This window comes from Pseudomonas sp. PICF6, assembly GCF_009831705.1.
Lineage (GTDB): Bacteria > Pseudomonadota > Gammaproteobacteria > Pseudomonadales > Pseudomonadaceae > Aquipseudomonas > Aquipseudomonas rhizophila.
Window position 1 is genome coordinate 172,692 of the sequence record NZ_WUUD01000013.1, and the last position, 26,360, is coordinate 199,051.

Genomic DNA, 26,360 nt, shown 5'->3' on the forward strand with positions numbered 1-26,360 from the left:
TTGACGGTGTTGCGTCGCTCCGGGCGCATCTGGATATTCAGAAGGCCGGCGTCCCGGGCGGTGTGGTCGATAGTGCCATCGATGTCCAGTTCTTCGGCGGCCCCCTGGCGGGCAAACTTGCGCAGGCGGCGCAGGGCGACCTTGATATTACGGGTGCCCAGTTCCACCTGGTCGTCCAGATTCTTGTACTCGCGCTGGTCCCAGACCTTTACGGCTTTGCCCTGGCGCTTGCCGGCGTCACCAACGCGGATGCCTTCGGGGTTGAAACCGCCGGAGCCGAACGGGCTGGTGCCGCCGGTGCCGATCCATTTGTTGCCGCCGGCATGGCGTTCCTTCTGTTCTTCCAGGCGTTTCTTGAATTCCTCGATCAGCTTGTCCAGGCCGCCCAGGGACTGGATCTGCGCCCGCTCTTCGTCGGTCAGCGAGCGCTCGAACTCCTTGCGCAGCCAGTCTTCGGGAATCAGCGCCTGGAGATGATCATCGAGTTTCTCCAGGCCATTGAAGTAGGCGGCAAAGGCCCGGTCGAACTTATCGAAATGCCGTTCATCCTTCACCAGGATCGCCCGGGACAGGTAATAGAACTCGTCCATGTCGGCGAAGATCACCCGCTGTTTCAGGGCGTTGATCAGGTCCAGCAGTTCACGCACCGACACCGGCACCTTGGCGGCGCGCATTTCATTGAACAGGTTAAGCAGCATGGCAATCGCCCTCGCTCTTGTTGAAACGAAGAGGGTTCAGCGGGTGCCACGGCGGCTCATGAACGCCAGGCGCTCGAGCAGTTGCACGTCCTGTTCGTTCTTGACCAGGGCACCGGCCAGAGGCGGAATGGCCTTGGTTGGGTCGCGCTCGCGCAGCACCGCTTCGCCGATGTTGTCGGCCATCAGCAGCTTGAGCCAGTCCACCAGTTCGGAGGTGGAAGGTTTTTTCTTCAGGCCCGGCACCTTGCGCACGTCGAAGAACACGTCGAGCGCTTCGCTGACCAGGTCTTTCTTGATATCCGGGTAATGCACGTCGACGATTTTCTGCAGGGTGACGCGGTCGGGGAAGGCGATGTAGTGGAAGAAGCAGCGGCGCAGGAAGGCGTCCGGCAGTTCCTTTTCGTTGTTGGAGGTAATGATGATGATCGGCCGCTGTTTGGCCTTGATGGTTTCATCGGTCTCGTAGACGTAGAACTCCATCTTGTCGAGTTCTTGCAGCAGGTCGTTGGGGAATTCAATGTCGGCCTTGTCGATCTCGTCGATCAGCAGAATCACCCGCTCTTCGGACTCGAACGCTTCCCAGAGCTTGCCTTTTTTCAGGTAGTTGCGCACGTCGTGCACCTTGTCCACGCCCAACTGCGAGTCCCGCAGGCGGCTGACCGCATCGTACTCGTAGAGGCCTTGATGGGCCTTGGTGGTGGACTTGATGTGCCAGGTGATCAGGCGCGCGCCGAAGGATTCAGCCAGTTGTTCGGCCAGCATGGTCTTGCCGGTGCCCGGTTCGCCCTTGACCAGCAAGGGACGTTCCAGGGTGATGGCGGCGTTGACGGCCAGCTTCAGGTCATCGGTGGCCACGTAGGCGCTGGTGCCTTCGAACTTCATCTGTAATTTCCTCGAACGTGACGCCGGCCTGACGAGGCGGGGCGCGCGAAATAAATGTCGTGCCCGACTATAACGCGGTGCCCCGCCGACTGTGAACGCAGACGCTGTATTCAGTCTCTGAATGGAGCGTCACATGTTGACTCAGTCGGCCGACGGCGGCGGCTGCTCATACCGGGCATTGAAGGCCTGGACGAAACCGTTGCGCAGGATCTGCAGGAAGGCTTCGAAGGCGCTGATGTCCTGCTGATGGACATTGCCGCTGAGCTCCACCCGGGTGGCAAACTGGTTCTTGCGCTGGTTTTTCAGGGCCGTTTCTCCCGCGCCCACCAAGGCCTCCCAGACCGAACGGAAGATGTTCTTTTTTTCGTTTTCCACATCCTGCTGCCAGTCGAACACGTCAACGTCGCGCAATAGCGGTTTGATGTAGCCGCTGAGCTGGGCGTTCTCGGCTTCTGCCTCCACCACCAGATCGCCATGGCCGGCATTGAAATCGAATTTGCCATAGGCCGCGGCGAAATCGTTGAGGCGCTTGAGTTCGATGTCCCTGGCGCGCAAGCGGAAGTCGAAATCCTCGAAGTCGCTCAACGGGTCGAAGGTCGCCTGCACCTCCAGCGGCGCATGTTCGGCCACCAGGGCCTTGCCCTCGAAACGAGCGTCGCGCTTGCCTTCGGTGTCGACCACGTTGGTCAGGTTATAGAAGCTGGCATTGACGTCGGTAGCCCGCAGGTTAACGGGCGGCTTGGAGTTGAAGTTGCGGAACGTCACCTTGCCATCCCGGATCCGCACTTCGTTGAAGGTAATGGGCAGCAGCTTGCTCAGTTGCTCGCGCCAGTTGGTGCCCCGACCGGTCTGGGAGTTCTGCCGGTCGGCTCCGCCGTCGACGAAATTCACTTCGGGACGGACGAACTCCGCCTCGGCCACCACCGCATGGTCGTACCACAGCGAATGCCAGCTGACCGACAGGTCTATCAGTGGCGCCTCCACAAATGGCACGGGAACCTTGCCGTCGACCTTGACGATCTCCAGGCCGTTGATCCGGTAGGCCCCGCGCCAGAGCGCCAGGTCCACATCGGTCACCTGGCCGCGGTAGTCACCCATGTCGGCCAGTTTGTCGTTCAGGTAGTCGCGCACCAGGAACGGCAAGGTGAAATGCAGGGCCACCAGCACCGCAACGATGGCGGCGAAAGTCCACAGTGGCCAGCTGTATCGACGCTTCATTTCAGTCAGTCTCCCGCGTTGTTAAAACATTGACTGTTGTAACAACTGGAACGTTCGGTGCAACTGGACGCCCATGGGCAACAGGCATACCTTTAAGCGCTAAATCCCCGCTGCATTAAGGACCCAGTCATGAGCCGCATATTTGCTGACAACGCCCATTCCATCGGCAATACGCCACTGGTGCAGATCAATCGCATTGCCCCGCGTGGCGTGACCATCCTGGCCAAGATCGAAGGGCGCAACCCAGGTTACTCGGTCAAGTGCCGGATCGGCGCCAGCATGATCTGGGACGCCGAAAGCTCGGGCAAGCTCAAGTCCGGCATGACCATCGTCGAGCCGACTTCCGGCAACACCGGGATCGGTCTGGCGTTCGTAGCCGCCGCCCGCGGCTATAAGCTGATGTTGACCATGCCGGCCTCCATGAGCATCGAGCGGCGCAAGGTACTCAAGGCCTTGGGCGCGGAGCTGGTGCTCACCGATCCGGCCAAGGGCATGAAGGGTGCCATCGAGAAAGCGGCCGAAATCCTCGCCAGCGACCCTGCCAAATACTTCATGCCGCAGCAGTTCGATAACCCGGCCAACCCGGCCATTCATGAAAAAACCACCGGCCCGGAAATCTGGAACGACACCGACGGCGCTGTGGATGTGCTGGTGGCGGGCGTCGGCACCGGCGGGACCATTACCGGGGTTTCGCGATACATCAAGAACACCTGCGGCAAACCGATTCTGTCGGTGGCGGTGGAGCCTGTGGTTTCGCCGGTGATCACCCAGGCGATGGCGGGGGACGAGATCAAGCCCAGCCCCCACAAGATCCAGGGGATCGGTGCCGGGTTCGTGCCGAAAAACCTCGATCTGTCGATCGTCGATCAGGTCGAGCGGGTTACGGATGAGGAGTCCAAGACCATGGCCCTGCGCCTGATGCAGGAGGAGGGAATCCTGTGCGGCATTTCCTGTGGCGCGGCGATGGCTGTAGCCGTGCGCCTGGCGGAAAAGCCGGAAATGCAAGGCAAGACCATTGTCGTGATCCTGCCGGATTCGGGTGAGCGCTACCTGTCGAGCATGTTGTTCAGTGATCTGTTCACTGAGCAGGAGACTCAGCAGTAATCGTGCCCCCCAGCGACTGGTGAGCGAAGGTTATTGTGGCGAGGGGATTTATCCCCGTTGGACTGCGCAGTAGTCCCCAGAACAGCTCAGTCACCTCGAGGTGTCAGTTATGGGGGCGCTTCGCAACCCAGCGGGGATAAATCCCCTCGCCACAAGGGTGGGGGGATGTTCAGTTGCGCTGGCCTGGGAGCGGCTCTTTGGTCGCGCTCGCCGCTGGTTTCAATACCAGCCACAGCGCCGCCGCAATCAGCACCCCGCCATACAGGTGCGCCATCCCCAACGGTTCGTCCAGTAGCAATGCCCCCCATAACACGCCGAACGGCGGGATCAGGAAGGTCACGGTCATGGATTTGACCGGGCCAATGGAACTGAGCAGGCGGAAATAAAGAATGTACGCCAGCGCTGTACACACCAGGCCCAACCCCAGCAGCGACAGCCAGACGCTCCAGCCACCCCAACTGGCCGGAGGGTGACTGATGACGCTGTAGCCAAACAATGGCAACAGCAACACCGTGGCGCCGAACATGCTGCCCAGGGCCGCGAGACGGCTGTCCAGCCCGCCTTGATGATCAAGCCAGCGGCGGGCAAGGAACCCGGCGAAACCGTAGCAGGTGGTGGCGAGCAGACAGGAGAGGGCGCCCATCAGCAATTGCAGATCGAAGGCCACCGGCCCCGCGCCGGTCAGGATGCCGACGCCGAACAATCCCAGGAACACACCGCTGACCTTGGTCATGGTGAGTTTTTCGCTGAAGAACAGCGCGCCGATCAACACCCCCATCAAGGGTGTGGTGGCGTTGAAGATTGCCGAGTAACCGGCCGGCAGCACCTGGGCCGCCAGCGAATAAAACGTCGCCGGAATGCCCGAGTTGATCAGGCCCAGCACCATCACGATTTTCAGCTTGCCGCGAAAATTCCAGTCGATACGCATCAACGCCAGGATCACCAGCAAGCCGACAAAAGCGATGGACACGCGAAAAAATGCAGTGGGGATTGTGCCAATGACAGGGGCGATAATGCGCATGAACAGGAAACTGGCTCCCCAGATGGCGGCCAATGACAGCAAACGCAGGATATCAACGGGGTTCACAGCGCATTCCTTCCTTGATCGGGTCGCAAGTGTCGCCTCGCTCAAGACCGATGGCAATGGTTGCGTTGCCGCGCGATTGGCCTCTAAGCTCAGTCGCCAATAACAAGCATGACCCGCCGAGGTTTACCCTATGCCGCAGCCATGGCCCGCCGCCGATATCGCCCGTTCGATCCTCGAAGGCTTTGACGATTACCGTGAGCATTTCCGGCAGATCACCGATGGCGCCCGCGCCCGGTTCGAGCAGGCCCGTTGGCAGGAGGCACAAGAGGCGTCTGCGGCGCGGATCAACTTGTATGAAGAAAAGGTCTTCGAAACCGTCGCCCGCTTGCGCAAGGCTTTCGCAGCCGAGGCGCTGATGGACGTCAGTTGCTGGCCGCTGGTCAAAAGCGCCTACATCAGCCTGATCGACCTGCGTTTCGACGATGAGCTGTCCGAGACCTGGTACAACTCGATCTTCTGCGGGCTGTTCAGCCATGACCTGATCAGCGACGGCACCATGTTCATCCATACCACCCGGCCCAGCCTGCGCCGCGCCCGAGCCGCCCAGACCCGTACCTACAAACCTGAGGGCCAGCTGGACCGGATGCTGGCGGCGATTTTCGCCGATTACCGTTTCAGCGAGGATTACGCCGACTTGCCGGGCGATTTGCAGCGCCTTGAAGCCCAATTGCGGGAGAACCTGCCCGACTGGGTCTGCAAGGACCCGCAACTGACGGTGGAATTGTTTTCGTCGGTGCTCTATCGCAACAAGGGCGCCTACCTGGTGGGCCGGATCTATACGCAGGACGACCAATGGCCGTTGGTGATCCCGCTGCTGCACCGCGAAGGCCGGGGCATCCAGATCGATGCGCTGATTACCGACGAGGCGCAGGTGTCGATCATTTTCTCGTTCACCCGTTCTTACTTCATGGTGGACGTGCCGGTCCCGGCGGAATTCATCGGCTTTCTCAAGCGCATCCTGCCGGGCAAGCACATCGCCGAGCTGTACACCTCCATCGGTTTCTACAAACACGGCAAATCCGAGTTCTACCGGGCGCTGATCAACCATCTGGCGAATACCGACGACCAGTTCATCATGGCCCCTGGTGTACGTGGCATGGTCATGAGCGTATTCACCCTGCCGGGCTTCAACACCGTATTCAAGATCATCAAGGATCGTTTCTCGCCGTCGAAGAACGTCGACCGCGCGACCGTGATCGAAAAGTACCGGCTGGTGAAAAGCGTCGACCGGGTCGGGCGCATGGCCGATACCCAGGAATTCGCCGATTTCCGCTTTCCCCTGAGCAAGTTCGAACCGGCATGCCTGGAGGAACTGCTGGACGTGGCGCCGTCCACGGTGTCGGTGGAAGGCGACACGGTATTGATTCGTCACTGCTGGACCGAACGGCGCATGACGCCACTGAACCTCTACCTGGAAAACGCCAACCAGGACCAGGTGCGCGAGGCGCTGGAAGACTACGGCCTGGCGATCAAACAACTGGCGGCGGCCAACATCTTCCCTGGCGACATGCTGCTCAAGAACTTCGGCGTGACCCGCCACGGCCGCGTGGTGTTCTACGACTACGACGAAATCTGCTTTCTCACCGAAGCCAACTTCCGTCACATTCCCCAGCCGCGGACCCCGGAAGACGAAATGGCCTCCGAGCCGTGGTATTCCATCGGGCCGCTGGACGTTTTTCCCGAAGAGTTCCCACCTTTCCTGTTCGCCGACGCGGGGCAACGCAAACTGTTCGATCAACTGCACGGCGAGTTGTACAACGCCGATTACTGGAAGGGCCTGCAAGAGGCGATTCGGGCGGGCAAGGTGATCGACGTGTTCCCCTATCGGCGTAAAGATCTGGACAGCGAATAACCCCGAAGTCAGCGCAAAACCTCTGTGGGAGCGAGCCTGCTCGCGATAGCGGTGGATCAGCCAGCATTAATGTCGACTGACCCACCGCTATCGCGAGCAGGCTCGCTCCCACAAGGGAACAGCGGGCAGGCTGCCATGGGTCGGCGCAGCCTGCGCAAATCTGCGACAATCGGCCCCCTGCACAAACCGACGACCCTTGCGTACCTGATGACTGACCAAGCCCCCGCTATCGACAAGCTGCTGAAAAACCTCGACCACGCCATGCTCGCCGACCGTCACCGGTTGCGGCGTCAGTTGCTCGAGCTGCGCAAGAAACCCGACGAGGCCAAGCTGGCCCAGTGGGTGACGCGCATGCAGGCGTCGTGTGATCAGGTGTTGGCGCGCAAGGCCAGCCTGCCGGTCATCCGTTACGACGACAGCTTGCCGATCGCCGCCAAGCGCGACGAAATCAAGGACGCGCTGCTCAAGCACCAGGTGCTGATCATCGCTGGCGAAACCGGCTCGGGCAAAACCACGCAACTGCCGAAAATCTGCCTGGAAATCGGTCGCGGCCAGCACGGTTTGATCGGCCATACCCAGCCGCGGCGGATCGCCGCGCGTAGCGTGGCGAGCCGGGTCGCCGAAGAGCTGGCCACGCCGCTGGGGGCGCTGGTCGGTTACCAGGTGCGGTTCGAAGACCAGAGCGACGCCAACACTCTGATCAAGTTGATGACCGACGGCATCCTGCTGGCCGAGACCCAGAACGACCGTTACCTGGAACGCTACGACACGATCATCGTCGACGAAGCCCACGAGCGCAGCCTGAACATCGATTTTTTGCTCGGCTACCTCAAGACCCTGCTGCCGCGTCGCCCGGACCTTAAAGTCATCATCACCTCGGCGACCATCGACCTGGAGCGTTTTTCCAAGCACTTCGATGACGCGCCGATCGTGGAAGTCTCGGGTCGCACCTTCCCGGTGGACACCTGGTATCGCCCGTTGACCCTGGAGCAGGACGAGGAGGGCAACCGCGTCGAGGATGACTTGACCGTCGACCAGGCGATCCTCGCCACCCTCGATGAAATCGCCGCCTATGAGCGTAGCGAACGCCGCAGCCCCGGTGATGTGCTGGTGTTCCTGCCGGGCGAGCGGGAGATTCGCGACGCGGCGGAAATGCTGCGCAAGGCCCAGCTCAAACACACCGAAATCCTGCCGTTGTATGCGCGGCTGTCGCCAGCCGAACAGCAGCGGATCTTCCAGTCCCACCCTGGCCGTCGCGTGGTGCTGGCGACCAACGTCGCTGAAACGTCGCTGACCGTGCCGGGCATCCGCTACGTGATTGACAGCGGCACCGCGCGCATCAGTCGCTACAGCTATCGCGCCAAGGTCCAGCGCCTGCCCATCGAAGCCATTTCCCAGGCCAGCGCCAATCAGCGCAAGGGCCGCTGCGGGCGGGTCGAGCCGGGGATCTGCGTGCGGTTGTACAGCGAGGAGGATTTCCTCGGCCGGCCGGAATTCACCGACCCCGAGATCCTGCGCACCAACCTGGCGGCGGTCATCCTGCAGATGTTGCACCTGCGCCTGGGGGAGATTACCGATTTCCCGTTCATCGAACCGCCGGACGGCAAGGCCATCAGCGACGGCTTCAACTTGCTGCAAGAGCTGTCGGCGGTGGACCGCAACAGTCAGTTGACCCCGCTGGGCCGCCAGTTGGCGCGCTTGCCGGTGGACCCGCGCATGGGCCGTATGCTGCTGGAAGCGGCGAAACTGGGCAGCTTGCAGGAAGTGCTGATCGTCGCCAGCGCCATGTCGATCCAGGACCCGCGCGAGCGTCCACCGGAGCGTCAGCAGGCGGCTGACCAGGCCCACGCCCAGTGGAAAGACCCCGACTCGGACTTCGCCGGGCTGGTCAATCTGTGGCGCGGTTTCGAAGAGCAGCGCCAGGCCCTGACCGCCAGCCCGCTGCGCAACTGGTGCCGCAAGAATTTCCTCAACTACCTGCGCCTGCGCGAGTGGCGCGATTCCCATCGCCAGTTGAGCTTGATCTGCCGCGACATGCAGTTGAGCCTCAATAAAGAGCCGGCTGATTTCCCGAAACTGCACAAGGCGGTGCTTTCCGGCCTGCTGAGCCAGATCGGTCAGAAAACCGAAGACGGCGACTACCTCGGTGCCCGTCAACGACGGTTCTGGGTTCACCCCTCGTCAGGCTTGGGCAAGAAGCGTCCGCAATGGCTGATGACCGCCGAACTGGTGGAAACCACCAAGCTGTACGCGCGCATGGTGGCCAAGATCGAACCGGACTGGATCGAACCGCTGGCCGGCCACCTGATCAAGAAAAACCACTTCGAACCCCATTGGGAGAAAAAGCGCGGGCAGGTGGTGGCGTATGAGCAGATCACCCTGTTCGGGCTGATCGTGGTCGGTCGCCGGCCGGTGCATTACGGGCCGGTGGACCCGGTGGTGTCGCGGGAACTGTTCATCCGCGAGGCGCTGGTGCGCGGCGAGATCCAGTCCCGGGCCAAGTGCCTGAGTGCCAATACCCAACTGCTGGAGCAACTCGACGAACTGGAAGCCAAGGCCCGCCGTCGCGACATCCTGGCGGACGAGGAAACCCTGTTCGCCTTCTACGATGCGCGCTTGCCGGCCGAGATCCACCAGACCGCGACCTTCGACAGCTGGTACCGGATCAACAGCCAGAAAGACCCGCAACTGCTGATCATGCGCGAAGAAGACGTGCTGGCCCGCGAGGCCAGTGAAGTCACTGCCGCGTACTACCCCGACACGTTGCGCGTCGGTGAGCTGACCTTGCCGCTGAGCTACCATTTTGAACCCAACCATCCCCGCGACGGCGTGACCTTGCGCGTGCCGGCACCGCTGCTGCCCATGTTGCCGCCGGAGCGTCTGGAATGGCTGGTGCCCGGGATGATCGAAGCCAAGTGCATCGCCCTGGTGCGCAACCTGCCCAAGGCCCTGCGCAAAAACTTCGTGCCCGTGCCGGATTTCGTCAAGGCCGCGCTGCAACGCATCACCTTTGCTGAGGGTTCGTTGCCGCAATCCCTGGGCCGCGAACTGCTGCGCATGACCGGCGCGCGGGTCAGCGACGAAGCCTGGGCGGAAGCTGCGCAGCAGGTGGAAAGCCATCTGCGCATGAATCTGGAAATCGTCGACGGCCAGGGCAAGTTTCTCGGCGAAGGCCGTGACCTGGCCGAGTTGACGGCGCGCTTTGCCGAAGCCAGCCAGGCCGCCTTGGCCGTGCCGCAGACGGCGAAAAGCCAGGCGCCGGTGGAAGCGAAAATCTTCGCCCCGGTGGCCGAGAAAACCCAACAGAAGATTGCCGGGCTGTCGATGACGGTGTACCCGGCGCTGGTGGAAGAGGGCGGTGTGGTCAAGGAAGGCCGTTTCCCGACCCCGGCTGAAGCCGAGTTCCAGCACCGTCGCGCCTTGCAGCGGTTGCTGATGCAGCAATTGGCAGAATCGGCCAAGTTCCTGCGCGGCAAACTGCCCGGGTTGACGGAACTTGGCCTGCTGTACCGCGAACTGGGACGCATCGACAGCCTGGTGGAAGACATCCTGCTGGTCAGTCTCGACAGCTGCGTGCTGGAAGGCGAGGCGAGCCTGCCCCGTGATGGCGCCGCACTAGCATCCCTGGCCGAGCGCAAACGCGGCGGCTGGACCGAACACGCCGAACGCCTGGCGAAGCTGACCCTGGAGATCCTCAAACTCTGGCACGGCCTGCAAAAACGCTTCAAGGGCAAGATCGACCTGGCCCAGGCCGTGGCGCTGAACGACATCAAGCAGCAACTCAGCCATCTGGTGTACCCGGGATTTGTGCGCGAAACCCCGCATCAGTGGCTCAAGGAGCTGCCACGCTACCTCAAGGCCATCGAGCAGCGCTTGGAGAAACTCGGCAGCCAGGTGCAGAAGGACCGGGTCTGGAGCGGTGAACTGTCGAACCTCTGGGCCCAGTACCAGACCCGCGCCAGCAAACACGCCCAGGAAGGCAAGCGCGACCCGCAACTGGAGCTGTACCGCTGGTGGCTGGAGGAATACCGGGTGTCGCTGTTTGCCCAGCAACTGGGCACCAAGGTGCCGATTTCGGATAAGCGCTTGAGCAAGCAGTGGGGGCAGGTGGAGCCCTGACCCCGGCGCAAGACCTGTGGGAGCGAGCCTGCTCGCGATAGCGGTGGGTCAGTCAACATTGATGCTGGCTGATCCAGCGCTATCGCGAGCAGGCTCGCTCCCACAGGGTTTGGTTTTGTAATTCACTGAGAATGGGCCAAACGCCAGCGTTTATGGCAAACTTCGCGCCTATAAATGCCGGTCCCGTGGTTTTTAGCGTCGATGATCACGGGCGGATCGGAATAAAGCGCTGCCAGGTCTGCTTCCCCTGGATGGGAAAAGACCCCTTGTGTGTTGGTACGTCGGTGCCAACGCTTTCTGCCTGAACAGATCAGAGACACGACCATGCATAACGTCGTCATCAGCGGCACCGGCCTGTACACCCCGGCCAACAGCATCTCCAATGAAGAGCTGGTGCAGTCTTTCAATACCTACGTCGCGCAATTCAACGCCGACAATGCCCAAGCCATCGAGCGGGGAGAAGTCGAGGCGTTGACCGAATCCAGCGCGGCGTTCATCGAAAAAGCTTCTGGCATCAAGAGCCGCTTTGTCATGGACAAGGATGGCATCCTCGACCCGCAACGCATGACCCCGCGCCTGCCCGAGCGCTCCAACGACGAGTGGTCGGTGCTGTGTGAAATGGCCGTCGGTGCCGCGAAACAGGCCCTGGAACGCGCCGGCCGCACCGCCGCCGACATCGATGGTGTGATCGTCGCCTGTTCCAACCTGCAGCGTCCGTACCCGGCCATCGCCATTGAAGTCCAGGAAGCGCTGGGCATCGAAGGTTTTGGTTACGACATCAACGTGGCCTGTTCCTCGGCGACGTTCGGCATCCAGGCCGCGGCCAACAGCGTACAACTGGGCCAGGCCCGGGCGATCCTGATGGTCAACCCTGAAGTGTGCACCGGCCACCTGAATTTCCGCGACCGCGACAGCCACTTCATCTTCGGCGACGCGGCCACCGCGGTGATCATCGAACGGGCGGACCTGGCGACCTCGCCGTATCAGTTCGACGTGGTCAGCACCAAGCTGCTCACCAAATTCTCCAACAACATCCGCAACAACTTCGGCTTCCTCAACCGCGCCGGGGAAGAGGGGATCGGCAGCCGTGACAAGTTGTTTGTCCAGGAAGGTCGTAAAGTCTTCCGCGATGTCTGCCCGATGGTGGCCGAACTGATTGGCGTGCACCTGGAAGAAAATCAGCTGAGCGTCGGTGAAGTGAAGCGTTTCTGGCTGCACCAGGCCAACCTGAGCATGAACCACCTGATCGTGCGCAAGCTGCTGGGTCGCGAAGCCACCGAAGAAGAAGCGCCGGTGATCCTCGACCGCTACGCCAACACCAGTTCGGCGGGTTCGGTGATTGCGTTTCACTCCTACCAGGATGATTTGCCCAGCGGTTCGGTCGCCGTACTCAGCTCGTTCGGCGCCGGCTATTCGATTGGCAGCGTGATTCTGCGTAAGCATTGATCCTCTGGCGGCGACGAATTTTTTGTGGGAGCAAGGTCATGTGGGAGCAAAGCTTGCTCAAGAAACAGGCAGCGCGGTTTATGAAGGACCGCGTCGCCCGCATCGCGGGCAAGCCTTGCTCCCACATCAGCCCCCTCGCCACAACCGCGATCTATTCAGCAATGGGCGTTGAATGACCGTCACCGACGACACACAACTGCTCCAACGCCTCCTGGCCGGTGAGCAGCAGGCCTTCAAAGAGCTGGTCAGCACCTACCAGAGCCCGATGCGCGCCGTGGCCTACGCCATCGTGGGCAGTCGGCATGCCGATGAAGTGGTGCAGGACGCCTGGTTGTCAGTGGTGCGCAACCTCAATGGCTTCCAGGGCCGCTCCAGTCTCAAGACCTGGCTGCTGACCATCACCGCCAACGCCGCCAAGGGCCGCTACAAGCAGAACCGTCGGGAGGTGTTGCTCGATGATCTGCCGTCGCCCCACGGCACCCTGGGCGATGATCGTTTCGCCGCGGATGGCCATTGGCTGCTAGCACCGTTCGCCTGGCATCAGGACACACCGGAGGCGCTGCTCACGATGAGTGAGCTGCGCGAATGCCTCGAGCACACGCTGCTCAGTCTGTCGCAACTGCAAAGCAGTGTCTTGACCCTGCGCGAACGTCAGGGCCTGGAACTGGAAGACATCTGTAATCTTCTGGACATCTCGCTCTCCAACGTACGTGTGCTGTTGCATCGGGCACGGCTGAAGGTCTTTGCGACCGTAGAACATTTCGAGGAAACCGGCGAATGCTGACCTGTAAGGAACAAGTGGCGCGCTCCAGCGATTTTCTCGACGGCCAACTGAGTTTTCGTGAGCGCCTTATGGTGCGCCATCACCTGATGTTCTGTGCCACGTGCCGGCGTTTCATTCGCCAGATGCGCCTGATGCAGGCCACGCTCAGAAAGCTGCCTGAATCGCCGGTTCCCAATCTGGATCAGTTGGCTGAAAAACTCGCGGCCGAGCGCCGTAAAAATATTCGCTGAGTCCCAGACACCCCTACGCCCCTGTGGGAGCGAGCCTGCTCGCGATGGCATTGTTTCATTCGACATCAATGCCGGCTGATTGACCGCTATCTCGAGCAGGCTCGCTCCCACTGGTATTGGTGCATCGGTTATTCCCTTTCGAAGTAAAAAGTTCCCCTGTCATAAAATCTTTATCTGACAGCAACTGCGCTGACACAACCCATCGCCAAGATCCCCTCCAACACCAGCGGGCTCAGTTCCGCGTGTTTTCTAACGGCATAGACTACCAACAGGGGAATTCTTCGATGATCCGTAAGCACTTCGCAGGTGTTGCCGCCAGCGCACTGGCAATGGCAGTAACCGCCCAGGCTTTCGCCGGCACCGTCACCACCGATGGCGCCGATATCGTGGTCAAAACCAAGGGCGGCCTTGAGGTCGCTACCACCGACAAAGAGTTCAGCTTCAAGCTTGGCGGTCGTTTGCAGGCTGACTACAGCCAGTTCGACGGTCTCTACACCGATAATGGTAAATCGGCTGATGCCGCTTACTTTCGTCGCGCTTTCCTGGAACTGTCCGGCGTGCTGTACACGGATTGGGCCTACACCATCAGCTACGACTTCTCGCATAACGCCGGCAGTTCAGACGACGGTTACTTTGACGAAGCGTCCATGGCCTACAATGGCTTCAAGCCGGTCTCGATCAAATTCGGTCGTTTCGACCCGGATTTCGGCCTGGAAAAAGCCACCAGTTCCAAGTGGGTGACCGCGCCGGAGCGTAACGCCGCTTACGATCTGATCGACTGGGCCAACGGCCACCAGAACGGTCTGGGTCTGCAAGCGTCCAGCACCTTCGCCGATTCGTTCTATGCCTCCGCTGGCGTATTCGCCAAGGACAACAACGACACCGACGGCGACAGCGTCAAGCAGGTCAACGGTCGCTTCGTATTCGCGCCGATGCATGACTCCGGCAACGTCCTGCACTTCGGTGTGAACGTCGCCTCCCGTGACGTCTCCGACACCGTATTCGATGCACGTTACCGTTCCCGCCTGGGCATGCGTGGCGTCGAAACGCTGGGTGGCAACGATGCCGGCCCTAACGGCAACCGTCCGTTGCTGGGTGGCGCGAACAACTCGCCGGCCGGTTCGTACGACACCGACACGGCGTTCGGCCTGGAAGCCGCTTTCGCCATGGGGCCTGCGTCGATCCAAGGTGAATACATTTCGCGTAAAACCAAGGCTGACAGCGATGCCTTCGAAGACATCAAAGGCCACGGCTTCTACGTCCAGGGTGCCTATACCATCACTGGTGAGTCCCGTGGCTATAAAGTCGGCAAGTTTGACGCGATCAAACCCCAGAACAAATCCATCGGCGCCTGGGAAGTGTTCTATCGCTACGACAGCATGACCGTCGAAGACGACAACATCACCACTGCCTCCGCGACCCGTGACGTGGGCGATGCCGAAGCCAAGGTGCACAACCTGGGTGTGAACTGGTACGCCAACGAAGCGGTGAAAATCTCCGCTGCCTACGTCAAGGCCAAGGCCGACAACGTGACCAATGCCAACGGCGACGACGATGGTGACGGTTTTGTCATGCGCGCCCAGTACGTGTTCTAAGTCGTGCTGATTTGATTCAACGCTTCATGTTTCATCCGTTATAGCTCCTTTGAACCCCGCCTCTGGCGGGGTTTTTTTTTACGTCCGTCCGCTCAGGATCGGCGATACTCGCCCCATCCGCATTCTGGATATCGGGGAGCCGCATGCCGCTACACGTTCTGGACAGCCTGTCCGCCATCGCGCCGCAAGAGTGGGACGCACTGGTGCCCGTCAATCAACCTTTCCTGCGCCACGCTTTCCTCACGGCCCTGCAAGACAGTGGCAGCCTGGGCCCGCAATCAGGCTGGCAGGCCGAGCATCTGCTGCATATTGAAGACGGGCGTGTGCTGGCGGCTCTGCCCAGTTATCGCAAGTGGCATTCCTACGGCGAGTACGTGTTCGACCATGCCTGGGCCGACGCCTGCGCCCGGGCCGGGATCGACTATTACCCCAAGCTGTTGACGGCGGTGCCGTTCAGCCCGGTCAGTGGCCCGCGGCTGCTGGCGGCGAGTGGGGAAGACGGGTTGGAGTTGCTTGCCAGCCTGCCGGGTTATCTGGAAATCGAATCGCTCTCCAGTGCCCACATCAACTTCACCGATGCCTTTACCGACGCAGCGCTGGCCGGGCAGGAGGGCTGGCTGCAGCGGATTGGTTGCCAGTACCACTGGCGCAATCGCGGTTATCGGGACTTCCAGGATTTTCTCGACGCGCTCAGTTCCCGCAAACGCAAGCAGATGCGCAAGGAACGTGAGCAAGTGGCGGGGCAGGGCATCGAGTTCCAATGGCTGGAAGGTCATCAACTGGACCAGGCCCAGTGGGATTTTGTCTACGCCTGTTACGCCAATACTTACGCGGTGCGTCGGCAAGCGCCGTACCTGACCCGGACGTTTTTCAGTCTGCTGGCCGAGCGCATGCCCGAGGCCATTCGCGTGGTGTTGGCCAAGCAAGGTTCACGGCCGGTGGCGATGGCGTTCAGCCTGGTGGGCGGTGACAGTTTTTATGGGCGTTACTGGGGTTGCCTGGCGGAATTCGACCGTTTGCACTTCGAGACCTGTTTTTATCAGGGCATGGATTACGCCATTGCCCACGGCTTGCAGCGTTTCGATGCCGGTGCCCAGGGCGAGCACAAACTGATTCGTGGTTTCGAGCCGGTGATCACCCGTTCCTGGCACTACTTGCGCCATCCTGGCCTGAAGGCGGCGGTTGCAGACTTTCTGGTCCGGGAGCAGGAGGGCGTGTTGGCGTATGCCGAAGAGGCGAAGACCGCACTGCCTTATCGGCAATGCTGATCTTCGCCGGCGTGACTCAGCTGTTTTCCTTGCCCAGCCAGCGGTAAGCAACACCGCCAACGATGGCGCCGAGCAACGGTGCCACCCAGAACAGCCACAATTGCTCGATGGCCCAGCCGCCGACGATCAGTGCCGGACCGGTACTGCGGGCCGGGTTGACGGAGGTGTTGGTGACCGGGATCGAGATCAGGTGAATGAGCGTCAGGGCCAGGCCGATGGCAATCGGTGCCAGGCCGGCTGGCGCACGTTTGTCGGTGGCGCCGAGGATGATCAGGATGAACATTGCCGTCATGACCAGCTCAGTCACAAAGCCGGCCACCATGGAGTACTGACCGGGCGAATGTTCGCCGTAACCGTTCGCTGCCAGGCCGGAAGCGGCCAGGTCGAAGCCTTCCTTGCCGCTGGCGATGAAGTAGATCAACGCGGCGGCGAGCACCCCTCCAATGAGCTGGGCAATGATGTAGGCAGGCAGTTCCTTGGCCGGAAACCGCCCGCCTACGTACAAGCCCACCGACACGGCCGGGTTCAGGTGGCAACCTGAGATATGGCCGATGGCGAACGCCATGGTCAACACCGTCAGGCCGAATGCCAGGGCAACCCCCAGCACGCCAATCCCGGAAGCGGCCAATACAGCGCTGCCACAGCCGCCCAACACCAGCCAGAACGTACCCAACAACTCAGTCGTTGATCGTTTGAGTAAAGACATAAGCATCCTTGATAGAACAGTCGTGATAATCGGTTATGCATCCAGCAGAGTTACGACAGGTTCATCTCCAGAACCTGGGCTGAGTACAGCAGAACGTTGCGACAAATCCAGCGGCATTAAAAAACCGCCAGAGTCATGGACTGTGGCGGTTTCGGCCTTGGACGGTGGGGAGTATGCGGTTGCGGTGTGGGCTAAATGGATCCTGGACAGAATTTTTCAGAATGGCGCTCGGGCGCTGGGCTGTGGGAGCAAAGCTTGCTCGCGAGGCAGGCGCCTCGGGCCATCCGGGAGACCGCGTCATCTTCATCGCGGGCAAGCCTTGCTCCCACACGACTCCCACGCCTCCTGTCTGTAGAAGCCAACCCGGTTCAGTCGATGCCCACAAACCCACCCGTCTGATGCTGCCACAGCCGCGCATACAACCCGCCATGGGCCAGCAGTTCGGCATGGCTGCCGGTCTCGGCGATGCGGCCGTTTTCCAGCACCACCAGTCGGTCCATTCGCGCGATGGTGGAGAGGCGGTGGGCGATGGCGATCACGGTCTTGCCTTGCATCAGGGTCTCGAGGCTTTCCTGGATCGCCGCTTCGACTTCCGAGTCCAGTGCTGACGTCGCTTCGTCCATAATCAGGATCGGCGCATCCTTGAGCAGCACCCGTGCGATGGCAATACGCTGACGCTGGCCGCCGGACAGCTTCACTCCGCGTTCACCCACATGGGCATCAAAACCGCTGCGGCCTTCAGCGTCCGACAGCAGTGGGATGAACTCATCGGCGCGGGCCTTGTGCACCGCCGCCCAGAGTTGCGCATCGGTGGCGTCGGGTTTGCCGTAGAGCAGGTTGTCGCGAATGGAACGGTGCAGCAGCGACGTGTCCTGGGTGATCATGCCGATGCGCTCGCGCAGGCTTTCCTGGCCCACTTCTGCGATGTCCTGCCCATCGATCAGAATGCGCCCGCCTTGCACGTCATACAGACGCAGCAGCAGGTTGACCAGCGTGGATTTGCCCGCACCGGACGGGCCGATCAGGCCGATCTTTTCCCCCGGCTTGATCACCAGGTTCAAGTCGCCGATCACCCCGCTTTTCTTGCCATAGTGGAAATCCACATGCTCGAAGCGCACTTCGCCACGGGCCACCGCCAAAGGCTTGGCCTGATCGCGGTCGGTAACGCTGACGGGCTGGGCGATGGTCTGCAAACCGTCCTGGACCATGCCGATGTTTTCGAAGATGCCGTTGACCACCCACATGATCCAGCCGGACATGTTGACGATACGGATCACCAACCCGGTCGCCAGGGCAATCGCGCCCACGCTGATCAGCGACTGGGTCCAGAGCCACAGGGCCAGCGCCGTGGTGCCGACAATCAGCAGCCCGTTCATGCTGGTGATGACCACGTCCATGCTGGTGACCACGCGGCCGGCCAATTGGGCTTTCTCGGTCTGCTCCTGGATGGCTTCGCGGGCGTATTGCTGTTCGAAGTTGGTGTGGGCGAACAGCTTCAGCGTGGTGATGTTGGTGTAGCCGTCGACGATCCGGCCCATGAGTTTGGAGCGGGCATCGGACGATACGACGGAGCGCTCCTTGACCCGCGGCACGAAGTAGCAGAGTGCACCGATGTAGGCGGCGATCCAGATCAGCAGCGGGATCATCAGGCGCCAGTCGGCTTCGGCAAACAGCACCAGTGAGCTGATGGCGTAGATCAGCACGTGCCACAGCGCGTCCACGGCCTGCACCGCTGAGTCGCGCAAGGAGTTGCCGGTCTGCATGATGCGCTGGGCGATGCGTCCGGCGAAGTCGTTCTGGAAAAAGTTCAGGCTCTGCTTGAGCACGTAGCTATGGTTTTGCCAGCGGATCAGGCTGGTCATGCCGGGGCTCAAGGTCTGGTGCACCAGCAGGTCATGCAAGGCCACGAAGATCGGCCGGAAAACCAGCGCCACCACCGCCATCCACGCCAGCTCCAGGCCGTGGAGCTTGAAGAAGTCCACGTTCGGCGTGCCCTGGGTCAGGTCGATGATGCGGCTCAGGTAGCTGAATAGCGCCACCTCGATCAGTGCGCCGATCAGGCCCACCACCAGCAGCACGGCGAAGCTGGGCCAGACTTGTTTCAGATAATAGGTGTAGAAGGGCAGGACGCGGTTCGGTGGTGCCGAGGTAGGGGCGTCGCGGAAAATGTCGATCAGTGTTTCGAAACGGCGATAAACCATGGGTACATAGCCCGGGCCGGGCTCTCCTTTTTTCCTGTGAGCGGCGCGGGATCGCCGCCGCCGCTCAGGCTTGCCCTGTGCTGTTTAGTCGATGCGCTTGGCCGACTTGATGATCACAGGATCGATCGGCACGTTTTGCATGCCTTGTTTGGTGGTGGTCTGGGAGTTGACGATGATGTCCACCACGTCCATGCCCTTGACCACTTTGGCGAACACTGCGTAACCGGCGTCACGGCCCGGGTCGAGGAACGCATTGTCGGCCACGTTGATGAAGAACTGGCTGGTGGCCGAGTTCGGGTTGGAAGTACGCGCCATCGACAAGGTGCCACGAACGTTATGCAGGCCATTGCTGGCTTCGTTCTTGATCGGTGCCTTGGTGTCTTTCTGTTGCATCTGTTGGGTGAAACCGCCGCCCTGGGCCATGAAGCCCGGGATCACGCGGTGGAAAATCGTGTTGTTGTAGAAGCCGCTGTCCACGTACTCAAGGAAGTTCTTGGTACTGATCGGCGCCTTGACCGGATCCAGCTCGATTTCGATCTGACCGTTGGTGGTGTCCAGCAATACGTGGGGCGCCTTGGTCGGCTGCGCGGCCATCAGGTTGGCGGCAAACAGGACGGAGCCGGCGGCGAGGGCGATTTTTTTCAGCATGGGTTCAGTGATCCTGAGTAGTTGAGTCGATTGCGGTCAAAAATTCGAGCAGGGTTTGGTTGAAGCGCTCGGGTTGATCCAGCGGGGTCGCGTGCCGTGAGTCGGCAATGACCACCAGCCGGGCATCGGGCAGCAGTTTCACATAGGCCTCTTTCAAGGCCACGGGGGTGTAGTCGTGGTCGGCGCAAATGACGAGGGTTGGACAGGCCACCTGCGACAGTCGTTCCTGAACCCCCCAACCCACAATGGCATCGAAGCTGGCGAGATAAGCACGTTTGTCGTTTTTTGCCCAGCGCCGGGCCATTTCCAGGCGTAACTCGGTCTGTTGCGGTTTGGGGAACAACTTGGCGCCCAAGGCCTTGCCAATGGTTTCAAGGCTCAGAAGGCGCATCAGGCTCCAGCGCTTGAACCATTGCCAGCAGTCATCAGGCGTGCGGACTTTGACTTGCGGCGCGCTGTTGACGATGCACAGGCTCTTGACCCGCCCTGGCTCATCCACGGCCAGTTGAAAACAAATCATGCCGCCCATGGACCAGCCCACCAGATGCACCGGGCCTAGGTCCAGGTGTTCGAACAGGGCGATCAGGTCGGCGCTGAAACCTTCGATGCTGTAAGGCCCGCGAGGTTTGTCGGAGCGTCCATGGCCACGCACGTCCACTACGATCAAACGGTAGTGGGCGGACAATACCGGGATCTGTTTTTCCCAGTCGCGGGTGCTCGAGCCCAGCCCGTGGACCAGAATCAAGGGCGCGCCGTGGCCATATTCCTCGTAGTGCAAGTTGCAATCTTCGTGGGCGAAATAGGCCATTGGCAAAATCCTTGTCAGGCTTGTTCAGGGGCGGCGAACGGCGCATCCAGCGGCGCGGTGTCGAAGGTGCGCAGCAGTTCGATGAGGATTTGCGTGGCCGGGCCCAAGGGTTTTTCCTTGTTGGAAAAAAGATAGAAGGTGGAGTTACGGCTGCCGCCTTGTTCCAAGGGTAGACGCTTGAGCAAGCCCTCCTTGAGTTCCCGCTCGATCATGTGCCGTGGCAGCCAGGCGAAGCCCAGGCCGCTGCCGACGAACGTCGCGGCGGTGGCCAGGCTGCCGACGGTCCAGCGTTGCTCGGCCCCCAGCCACCCGACGTCGCGGGGTTGCTGGCGACCGGAGTCGCGAATCACCACCTGCAATTGGCTTTCCAGGTCTTGGAAGTTCAGTTCGCGGTTGAGGCGATGCAGGGCGTGTTCGGGATGGGCCACCGCGACGAATTCAACATCGCTCAGTTCGGCGCCCAGGTAACCGGGAATGCTGAAGCCGCTGATGGCTAGGTCCGCCACGCCTTCGAGCAGCACTTCCTCGACACCCGATAGCACTTCTTCGCGCAGGCGCACGCGACAGCCACGGCTTTGCGGCATGAACGCGGTCAAGGCACGTACGAGGCGGGCGTTGGGATAGGCGGCATCGACCACCAGCCGCACTTCCGCTTCCCAGCCTTGCTCCATGTGATGGGCCAAGTCTTCCAGTTGGCTGGCCTGTTTCACCAATTGACGGGAACGACGCAGCAATACGCCGCCGGCTTCGGTCAACACGGCCTTGCGCCCATCGATACGCAGCAACGGCACGCCGAGCTGGTCCTGCATGCGGGCCACGGTGTAACTCACCGACGACTGGGAGCGGTGCAGCACCTCGGCGGCCTGGGCGAAGCCGCCGTGGTCGACCACCGCTTGCAAGGTTCGCCATTGATCCAGGGTCACGCGGGGCGCTTTCATATTGAGCTCCTCTTGTCCTAAGCTGGCGGTCCCTTGGTGGAGACTGCCTAATGAAAAAAATCTGTTGTGTGGTGCTGGCCCTGTTGCCGCTGACTGCGTTCGCGTACCCGATCGATGTGGAAAAACACCTCAACGGCCTGAGCATCGACTACACCGCCTATGACACCGACGCCGACATCGGCTCCATTCAGGTCAACAACTACGGCGGCACCGACGCGGCCTGCACTGTGGTGTTTCGCAACGGCCCTGAAGCGCCACGTACCCGCAAGATCGAAGTCGCCGCCGGCAAGTTCAAGAACGCCACCGCCAAGTTCAACCGCAACATCATCAAGCTGCGCATCACACTGACCTGCCAGCCGAAATAAGTCGGTGACACAGGAGCGAGCTAATCCTTGCTCCGCTTATAAACGAATTTATCGATGTTTTGCAGCAATTATTTGCGCTTTTTGATCGATGTAACCATGTTTAAGCTTCACTCCATCGACTGACAACATTCTCCGATGGAGGCTACATCCCATGTCCCGCGTTCTGATCATCGAAAGCAGTGCCCGCCAGCAAGACTCGGTGTCCCGTCAACTGACCCAGACCTTCATCAACCAATGGAAAGCTGCGCACCCGGCCGATGAAATCAGTGTTCGTGACTTGGCCATCCATCCGGTACCGCACCTGGACGCCAATCTGCTCGGGGGCTGGATGAAGCCCGTCGAGCAGCGCAACGACATCGAAAACGCTTCCCTGGAACGCTCCAACCAGTTGACCGATGAGTTGCTGGCCGCTGACGTGCTGGTGATGGCCGCGCCGATGTACAACTTCGCCATCCCGAGTACCTTGAAAGCCTGGCTGGACCACGTACTGCGTGCCGGTGTGACCTTCAAGTACACCCCCACCGGTCCCCAGGGCCTGCTGACCGGCAAACGTGCCTTCGTCCTGACCGCTCGCGGCGGCATTCATGCCGGCGCCAGCTCCGACCATCAGGAACCCTACCTGCGTCAGGTCATGGCCTTCATCGGCATCCACGACGTGACCTTCATCCATGCCGAGGGCATGAACCTGGGCGGTGATTTCCAGGAGAAGGGCTTGAATCAGGCCAACGCCAAGCTGTCCCAGGTCGCCTGATCCGTTAATCCTCAGGTAATCGCCAGGTGGTCTAGTGGCCTGGCGCTCCCTTCAAGCTGTTTTGCGCATCGAACCTCCCTTGGCACTTGTTGCTCCTGAGTGCAGTCGCCCGATTGAACGCTTTAGCGAGATCGGGCTTTTTTTTGCCTGCAATTCCAGGCCAGCCACACAACCCTGTGGGAGCGAGCCTGCTCGCGATTGCAGTGTGACTGTGTAAGAGAAATCACCTGACACTCCGCCATCGCGAGCAGGCTCGCTCCCACAGGGTTCAGTGCCTGGGCTGGCTACTGCAGTTAGCGACAACCGGCAAAAACCGCTATCTTCGCCGCCATCCGAAACGAGGGGCGTATGGGCTATCTACTTTTTGTCACGCTGATTCAGGCGTTTTCCTTCAGTCTGATTGGCGAATACCTGGCCGGGCATGTCGACAGTTACTTCGCGGTGCTGGTGCGGGTTGTGCTGGCGGGGCTGGTGTTCATTCCGCTGACCCGCTGGCGTCAGGTGGAACCGTCGTTCATGCGCGGCATGCTGTTGATCGGCGCCTTGCAGTTCGGCGTGACCTACGTGTGCCTGTACTTGAGCTTTCGTGTGCTGACGGTGCCCGAGGTCCTGCTTTTCACCATCCTGACGCCGCTGCACGTGACCCTGATCGAAGACGCGCTCAATCGTCGCTTCAATCCCTGGGCCTTGATCGCGGCGCTGGTGGCGGTGGCTGGCGCGGCGGTGATTCGTTACGACCGGATCAACCCGGATTTCTTCATGGGCTTTTTGCTGCTGCAACTGGCCAACTTCACCTATGCGGCCGGGCAGGTGCTGTACAAACATCTCGTCGCTCGCCATCCCAGCGACCTGCCGCACTACCGGCGTTTCGGCTACTTCTACCTCGGCGCACTGGCGGTGGCGTTGCCGGCCTTCCTGATGTTCGGCAAGGCGGATTTCTGGCCAGAAGCACCGCTGCAATGGGGCGTACTGATATTCCTCGGCCTGGTCTCCACCGCTTTGGGGCTTTACTGGTGGAACAAAGGCGCGTGCATGGTCAACGGCGGCACGCTGGCTGTGATGAACAACCTGCATGTGCCGGTGGGGTTGCTGGTCAACCTGCTGATCTGGAACCAGCACGAGGAACTGGGGCGGTTGCTGCTGGGCGGGTCGGTGATATTAGCGGCGGTGTGGATCAGTCGGTTGGGTATAAAACCGGCGCCTGGCGTAAACTCCGCGGCGTGATCGTCAGCGGCATCGGCGCGAGCGGTAATGCCTACGCAACAGAAACAGAGGGAGCTGCGAAGTGGACAAGGTTGATGAGCTGATTATTGCGGCCTTGAAGGATGATTCCAGAGTTAGCCTGGCGCAGCTTGCCAGGCAAGTGCACAAGTCCCGTACGGCGGTAGAGTCGCGTGTTCAAAAACTGATTGAAAAGGGTGTGATCCTGGGCTTCACCATCAACGTCGCGCAGGACGAAGAAGCCCAACAGTCGGCGTTTCTGATGCTGCGACTTGACGGCAACAGTTGCCATCTGGTGTTTCCGAAGATCTATCACTACCGCGAAGTGATTCACGCCTATTCGCTGTTTGGCGATGTGGACATGATGCTCGAAGTCAAATACAAAAACTTTGAGGCGCTGATGGTGCTCAAGGACAGTTTCCTGAAGATTGAGCATGTCAATGAAGTGGTGGTTAACCCGGTCCTCAAGGCCTGGCGCTGAGGAGGATTGAGCAGTGGCTGGCAGGCTGCTCAATCCTTGTTCATGCCTCAGCGGGGTTACCGGTCGACCACCGTCTCAAGGAAGTAATGATTCAGGCTCGGCATTTTCTGACGAAGCATGTCTATCAACTCTTCAATGATTGACCGATTGAACGCCCTAGGCGTCTCGTCGTGCCCCAGTACGACAACCAGCAGATTCGACGAATCCTGGGTTAGACGAAAATCATGGGCATCGGCGTCTACCTTGCCAATGCTTGCCAAGGGGACATCACCGCAGCTATAGACGAGATCGCCGGTGGGTATGGTGATGTCTTTCTTGGCAAACAGCGGTCGGAAGTTCCTGGGTTGTTCCGAACGGAATACATGAATGTCTTCCTGGTGATGGTAGGTGTGCACGCCGATACTGACGCCGTGGCGAATCGCAACGGCGTTATAGGCGTCGACAATATTGTTGATGGGCTGGGCGCCTTTGGAGATGAATCGCCTGAGCAGTTTCTCATTGGCGCTGACGGTATTTTCATAGCCGAGCTTTTTGAGCTGTCTGGAAAACCCTTCATACACACTGTTCGAGATGAGGCTGTTCAAGTGGGAAGCAACGTGATTCAGGTTGCTTTGCAGCACACCCATGAAACTTTGGTCATCGGAAACGGTAACGTTGCTGATCACCGCCGCGCAGGCATTGTTGATGCCCAGGTCACTGGCGGATTTCTGGATGATTAAACGGGGCTTCATCACATTAACACCATAATTTATTGCGTATGCTTTCGGTGCTGGCATCCAGTTGGTTGACCTCAGGATGATGGAGCCAGAACAAGCCGGGGCAGGTGGCAAAGTCGATCGTTACCGGTGTGGTATCGCCGGGGCTGATGAAATATTTGTGGCCGCAATAGGCAACATCCTGGGCAACACTGTGCAGCACCGTCGAAGAAGGTGTGTTGAAGGTGCGCTTTTCGTGGGAGCAGAAGAAACCGATTCTTCCCCGGCTGATTTGGCTGACTTCTTCGGCCGGGGTCGGCGAGCGTCCCAGGTAGCAGTCAACGGACAACGAAAGCAAATCAGGCTGGTAGACCTGCTGAAAGAGTTGCGGCGCAATCCCTCCGTGCAGGCGACCTCCCGCCTCAATCATCACTGGGCCTGCATCGGACCAGATGATTTCCATGTGGATGGGGCCAATCCTGATGCTCAATGCGGCGGCTGCCTGGCGCGCGTAGTCGATCAGTGGTTGCACATCGGGTGAGCGGGGATCGAGGGTGTCCAGGCTTTCATAGACAAACCGGCTGCCGTTTTTATTGACCTTGGTGTACTTGCACACGGAAGCCACGACGAACGTGCCCTCGAACGCGACCATATCGACCACGTACTCCGGCCCCGATATGAACGGCTGGACGATGAAGCCAAGGTTGATCTCACCCAAGTCATTTTTTTTATTCCATGCCGCGCCATCCAGTGCAGCCTGTACCGCTTCCTTGCCTTCGGCGAACACAACACCTTCGGTAGCCGCTGAGTTCAAAGGCTTGATCACGTATTTGAGGGTCGGGTCCAGTGTGGCCACAAAATCCGCAATGTGCGTGGGTGAACTCAAGATGTCTGAAGGAATGTGGCGTAAACCGTGTTCCTTCAGCGCTTGCTGCATGGCGAACTTGTTGCGACGAAGGTCGCTGGTTGCGCGACTGTTACCCGTGAGGCCGAGGGCTTCTGTCAGGTAGTCCGTGAGATAGATCGCTGTTTCGCACCCAGCGATGACTGCCGTCACGGACAGGGTCTTTAAAGCCTCCAGCGGTTTATCGTCCCAGTAGTAAATCGCCTCGAAGTTTTCCTTCACCAAGTCACTGGTGAAGTGCAGGGGCAACTCGCCGGTGGAAATAACAGCAACACAACGTACGCCTTGGGCATTGAGCACTGGCGCGTAGAGCTTGCCGGTGGAGAAAGGATCAACAATCAGTACGGTTTTCAAATCAT

22 protein-coding genes and 1 pseudogene are annotated in these 26,360 nt (G+C 60.3%); 12 read left to right on the plus strand and 11 right to left on the minus strand.

Annotated features, from left to right (window positions below; all coding sequences use genetic code 11):
* The 3 genes and pseudogenes from GSM73_RS26955 to GSM73_RS05870 form a co-directional block, all read right to left on the minus strand.
* Positions 1–698: pseudogene (locus tag GSM73_RS26955) on the minus strand (hypothetical protein); the annotation flags it as partial.
* A gap of 36 nt (positions 699–734) precedes the next feature.
* Entirely contained in the window at positions 735–1,580 is an 846-nt protein-coding gene (locus GSM73_RS05865; protein ID WP_003184225.1) for a MoxR family ATPase, read from the minus strand.
* A gap of 141 nt (positions 1,581–1,721) precedes the next feature.
* The gene (locus tag GSM73_RS05870; protein WP_047227930.1) at positions 1,722–2,798 is read right to left on the minus strand and encodes a DUF748 domain-containing protein; all 1,077 of its coding nucleotides are present in this window, start codon (positions 2,796–2,798) and stop codon (positions 1,722–1,724) included.
* A gap of 129 nt (positions 2,799–2,927) precedes the next feature.
* On the opposite strand from GSM73_RS05870, the gene cysK reads away from it, so the two are divergent.
* Positions 2,928–3,902 (plus strand): cysteine synthase A, encoded by a 975-nt coding sequence (gene cysK, locus GSM73_RS05875; protein WP_107322095.1) that lies wholly within the window; start codon positions 2,928–2,930, stop codon positions 3,900–3,902.
* A 169-nt stretch (positions 3,903–4,071) separates the two neighbouring features.
* Here the strand turns inward: cysK and GSM73_RS05880 are convergent, their stop codons facing one another.
* Complete coding sequence (locus GSM73_RS05880; RefSeq protein WP_047227928.1) at positions 4,072–4,989, minus strand: DMT family transporter; 918 nt, start codon at positions 4,987–4,989, stop codon at positions 4,072–4,074.
* 130 nt (positions 4,990–5,119) lie between these two features.
* On the opposite strand from GSM73_RS05880, the gene aceK reads away from it, so the two are divergent.
* The 7 genes from aceK (at position 5,120) to GSM73_RS05915 (ending at position 16,283) form a co-directional block, all read left to right on the plus strand.
* Positions 5,120–6,841: a bifunctional isocitrate dehydrogenase kinase/phosphatase gene (aceK, locus tag GSM73_RS05885; RefSeq protein WP_047227927.1), complete on the plus strand. Its 1,722-nt coding sequence runs from the start codon at positions 5,120–5,122 to the stop codon at positions 6,839–6,841.
* A 207-nt stretch (positions 6,842–7,048) separates the two neighbouring features.
* Complete coding sequence (gene hrpA / locus GSM73_RS05890) at positions 7,049–10,960, plus strand: ATP-dependent RNA helicase HrpA (RefSeq protein ID WP_047228035.1); 3,912 nt, start codon at positions 7,049–7,051, stop codon at positions 10,958–10,960.
* 324 nt (positions 10,961–11,284) lie between these two features.
* Positions 11,285–12,406 carry a beta-ketoacyl-ACP synthase III gene (locus GSM73_RS05895; RefSeq protein WP_047227926.1) on the plus strand — a complete coding sequence of 374 codons (1,122 nt, stop codon included), beginning with the start codon at positions 11,285–11,287 and terminating at the stop codon, positions 12,404–12,406.
* 172 nt (positions 12,407–12,578) lie between these two features.
* The gene (locus GSM73_RS05900; RefSeq protein ID WP_047227925.1) at positions 12,579–13,190 is read left to right on the plus strand and encodes an RNA polymerase sigma factor; all 612 of its coding nucleotides are present in this window, start codon (positions 12,579–12,581) and stop codon (positions 13,188–13,190) included.
* Positions 13,184–13,420 carry an anti-sigma factor gene (locus GSM73_RS05905; protein WP_160891848.1) on the plus strand — a complete coding sequence of 79 codons (237 nt, stop codon included), beginning with the start codon at positions 13,184–13,186 and terminating at the stop codon, positions 13,418–13,420. Before GSM73_RS05900 ends, GSM73_RS05905 begins: the two co-directional genes overlap by 7 nt.
* A gap of 284 nt (positions 13,421–13,704) precedes the next feature.
* Positions 13,705–15,015, plus strand: a complete 1,311-nt coding sequence (locus tag GSM73_RS05910; RefSeq protein ID WP_160891850.1) for an OprO/OprP family phosphate-selective porin — start codon at positions 13,705–13,707, stop codon at positions 15,013–15,015.
* 143 nt (positions 15,016–15,158) lie between these two features.
* Positions 15,159–16,283, plus strand: a complete 1,125-nt coding sequence (locus GSM73_RS05915) for a GNAT family N-acetyltransferase (RefSeq protein ID WP_076385918.1) — start codon at positions 15,159–15,161, stop codon at positions 16,281–16,283.
* Positions 16,284–16,299: 16 nt separating this feature from the next.
* Here GSM73_RS05915 and aqpZ read toward each other — a convergent pair whose 3' ends face one another.
* The 5 genes from aqpZ to GSM73_RS05940 all read right to left on the minus strand — a co-directional run bounded on the left by aqpZ (position 16,300) and on the right by GSM73_RS05940 (position 21,584).
* Positions 16,300–16,989, minus strand: coding sequence for an aquaporin Z (gene aqpZ / locus GSM73_RS05920; protein WP_047227921.1), 690 nt, complete (start codon positions 16,987–16,989; stop codon positions 16,300–16,302).
* A 368-nt stretch (positions 16,990–17,357) separates the two neighbouring features.
* A complete protein-coding gene (locus GSM73_RS05925) occupies positions 17,358–19,190 on the minus strand; it encodes an ABC transporter ATP-binding protein (RefSeq protein ID WP_076385916.1) in 1,833 nt (610 codons plus the stop codon).
* Positions 19,191–19,274: 84 nt separating this feature from the next.
* Positions 19,275–19,838 carry a peptidylprolyl isomerase gene (locus tag GSM73_RS05930; protein WP_076385914.1) on the minus strand — a complete coding sequence of 188 codons (564 nt, stop codon included), beginning with the start codon at positions 19,836–19,838 and terminating at the stop codon, positions 19,275–19,277.
* Positions 19,839–19,842: 4 nt separating this feature from the next.
* A complete protein-coding gene (locus tag GSM73_RS05935) occupies positions 19,843–20,646 on the minus strand; it encodes an alpha/beta fold hydrolase (protein ID WP_047227918.1) in 804 nt (267 codons plus the stop codon).
* A gap of 14 nt (positions 20,647–20,660) precedes the next feature.
* Positions 20,661–21,584, minus strand: coding sequence for a LysR family transcriptional regulator (locus GSM73_RS05940; protein WP_076385912.1), 924 nt, complete (start codon positions 21,582–21,584; stop codon positions 20,661–20,663).
* A 50-nt stretch (positions 21,585–21,634) separates the two neighbouring features.
* Between GSM73_RS05940 and GSM73_RS05945 the strand changes: the two genes are divergently transcribed.
* The 4 genes from GSM73_RS05945 (at position 21,635) to GSM73_RS28190 (ending at position 24,402) form a co-directional block, all read left to right on the plus strand.
* A complete protein-coding gene (locus tag GSM73_RS05945; protein WP_047227916.1) occupies positions 21,635–21,949 on the plus strand; it encodes a hypothetical protein in 315 nt (104 codons plus the stop codon).
* A gap of 151 nt (positions 21,950–22,100) precedes the next feature.
* Complete coding sequence (locus GSM73_RS05950) at positions 22,101–22,700, plus strand: FMN-dependent NADH-azoreductase (RefSeq protein WP_047227915.1); 600 nt, start codon at positions 22,101–22,103, stop codon at positions 22,698–22,700.
* A 348-nt stretch (positions 22,701–23,048) separates the two neighbouring features.
* Positions 23,049–23,924 (plus strand): carboxylate/amino acid/amine transporter, encoded by an 876-nt coding sequence (locus GSM73_RS05955; RefSeq protein ID WP_160891852.1) that lies wholly within the window; start codon positions 23,049–23,051, stop codon positions 23,922–23,924.
* Between the two features lie 61 nt (positions 23,925–23,985).
* Positions 23,986–24,402, plus strand: a complete 417-nt coding sequence (locus GSM73_RS28190; RefSeq protein ID WP_092458258.1) for an Lrp/AsnC family transcriptional regulator — start codon at positions 23,986–23,988, stop codon at positions 24,400–24,402.
* Between the two features lie 56 nt (positions 24,403–24,458).
* Here the strand turns inward: GSM73_RS28190 and GSM73_RS05965 are convergent, their stop codons facing one another.
* Both GSM73_RS05965 and GSM73_RS05970 read right to left on the minus strand, forming a co-directional pair.
* The gene (locus GSM73_RS05965) at positions 24,459–25,133 is read right to left on the minus strand and encodes a phenylalanine--tRNA ligase beta subunit-related protein (RefSeq protein WP_160891854.1); all 675 of its coding nucleotides are present in this window, start codon (positions 25,131–25,133) and stop codon (positions 24,459–24,461) included.
* Between the two features lie 4 nt (positions 25,134–25,137).
* Positions 25,138–26,355, minus strand: coding sequence for an ATP-grasp domain-containing protein (locus tag GSM73_RS05970; RefSeq protein WP_160891856.1), 1,218 nt, complete (start codon positions 26,353–26,355; stop codon positions 25,138–25,140).
* Positions 26,356–26,360: the final 5 nt, after the last annotated feature.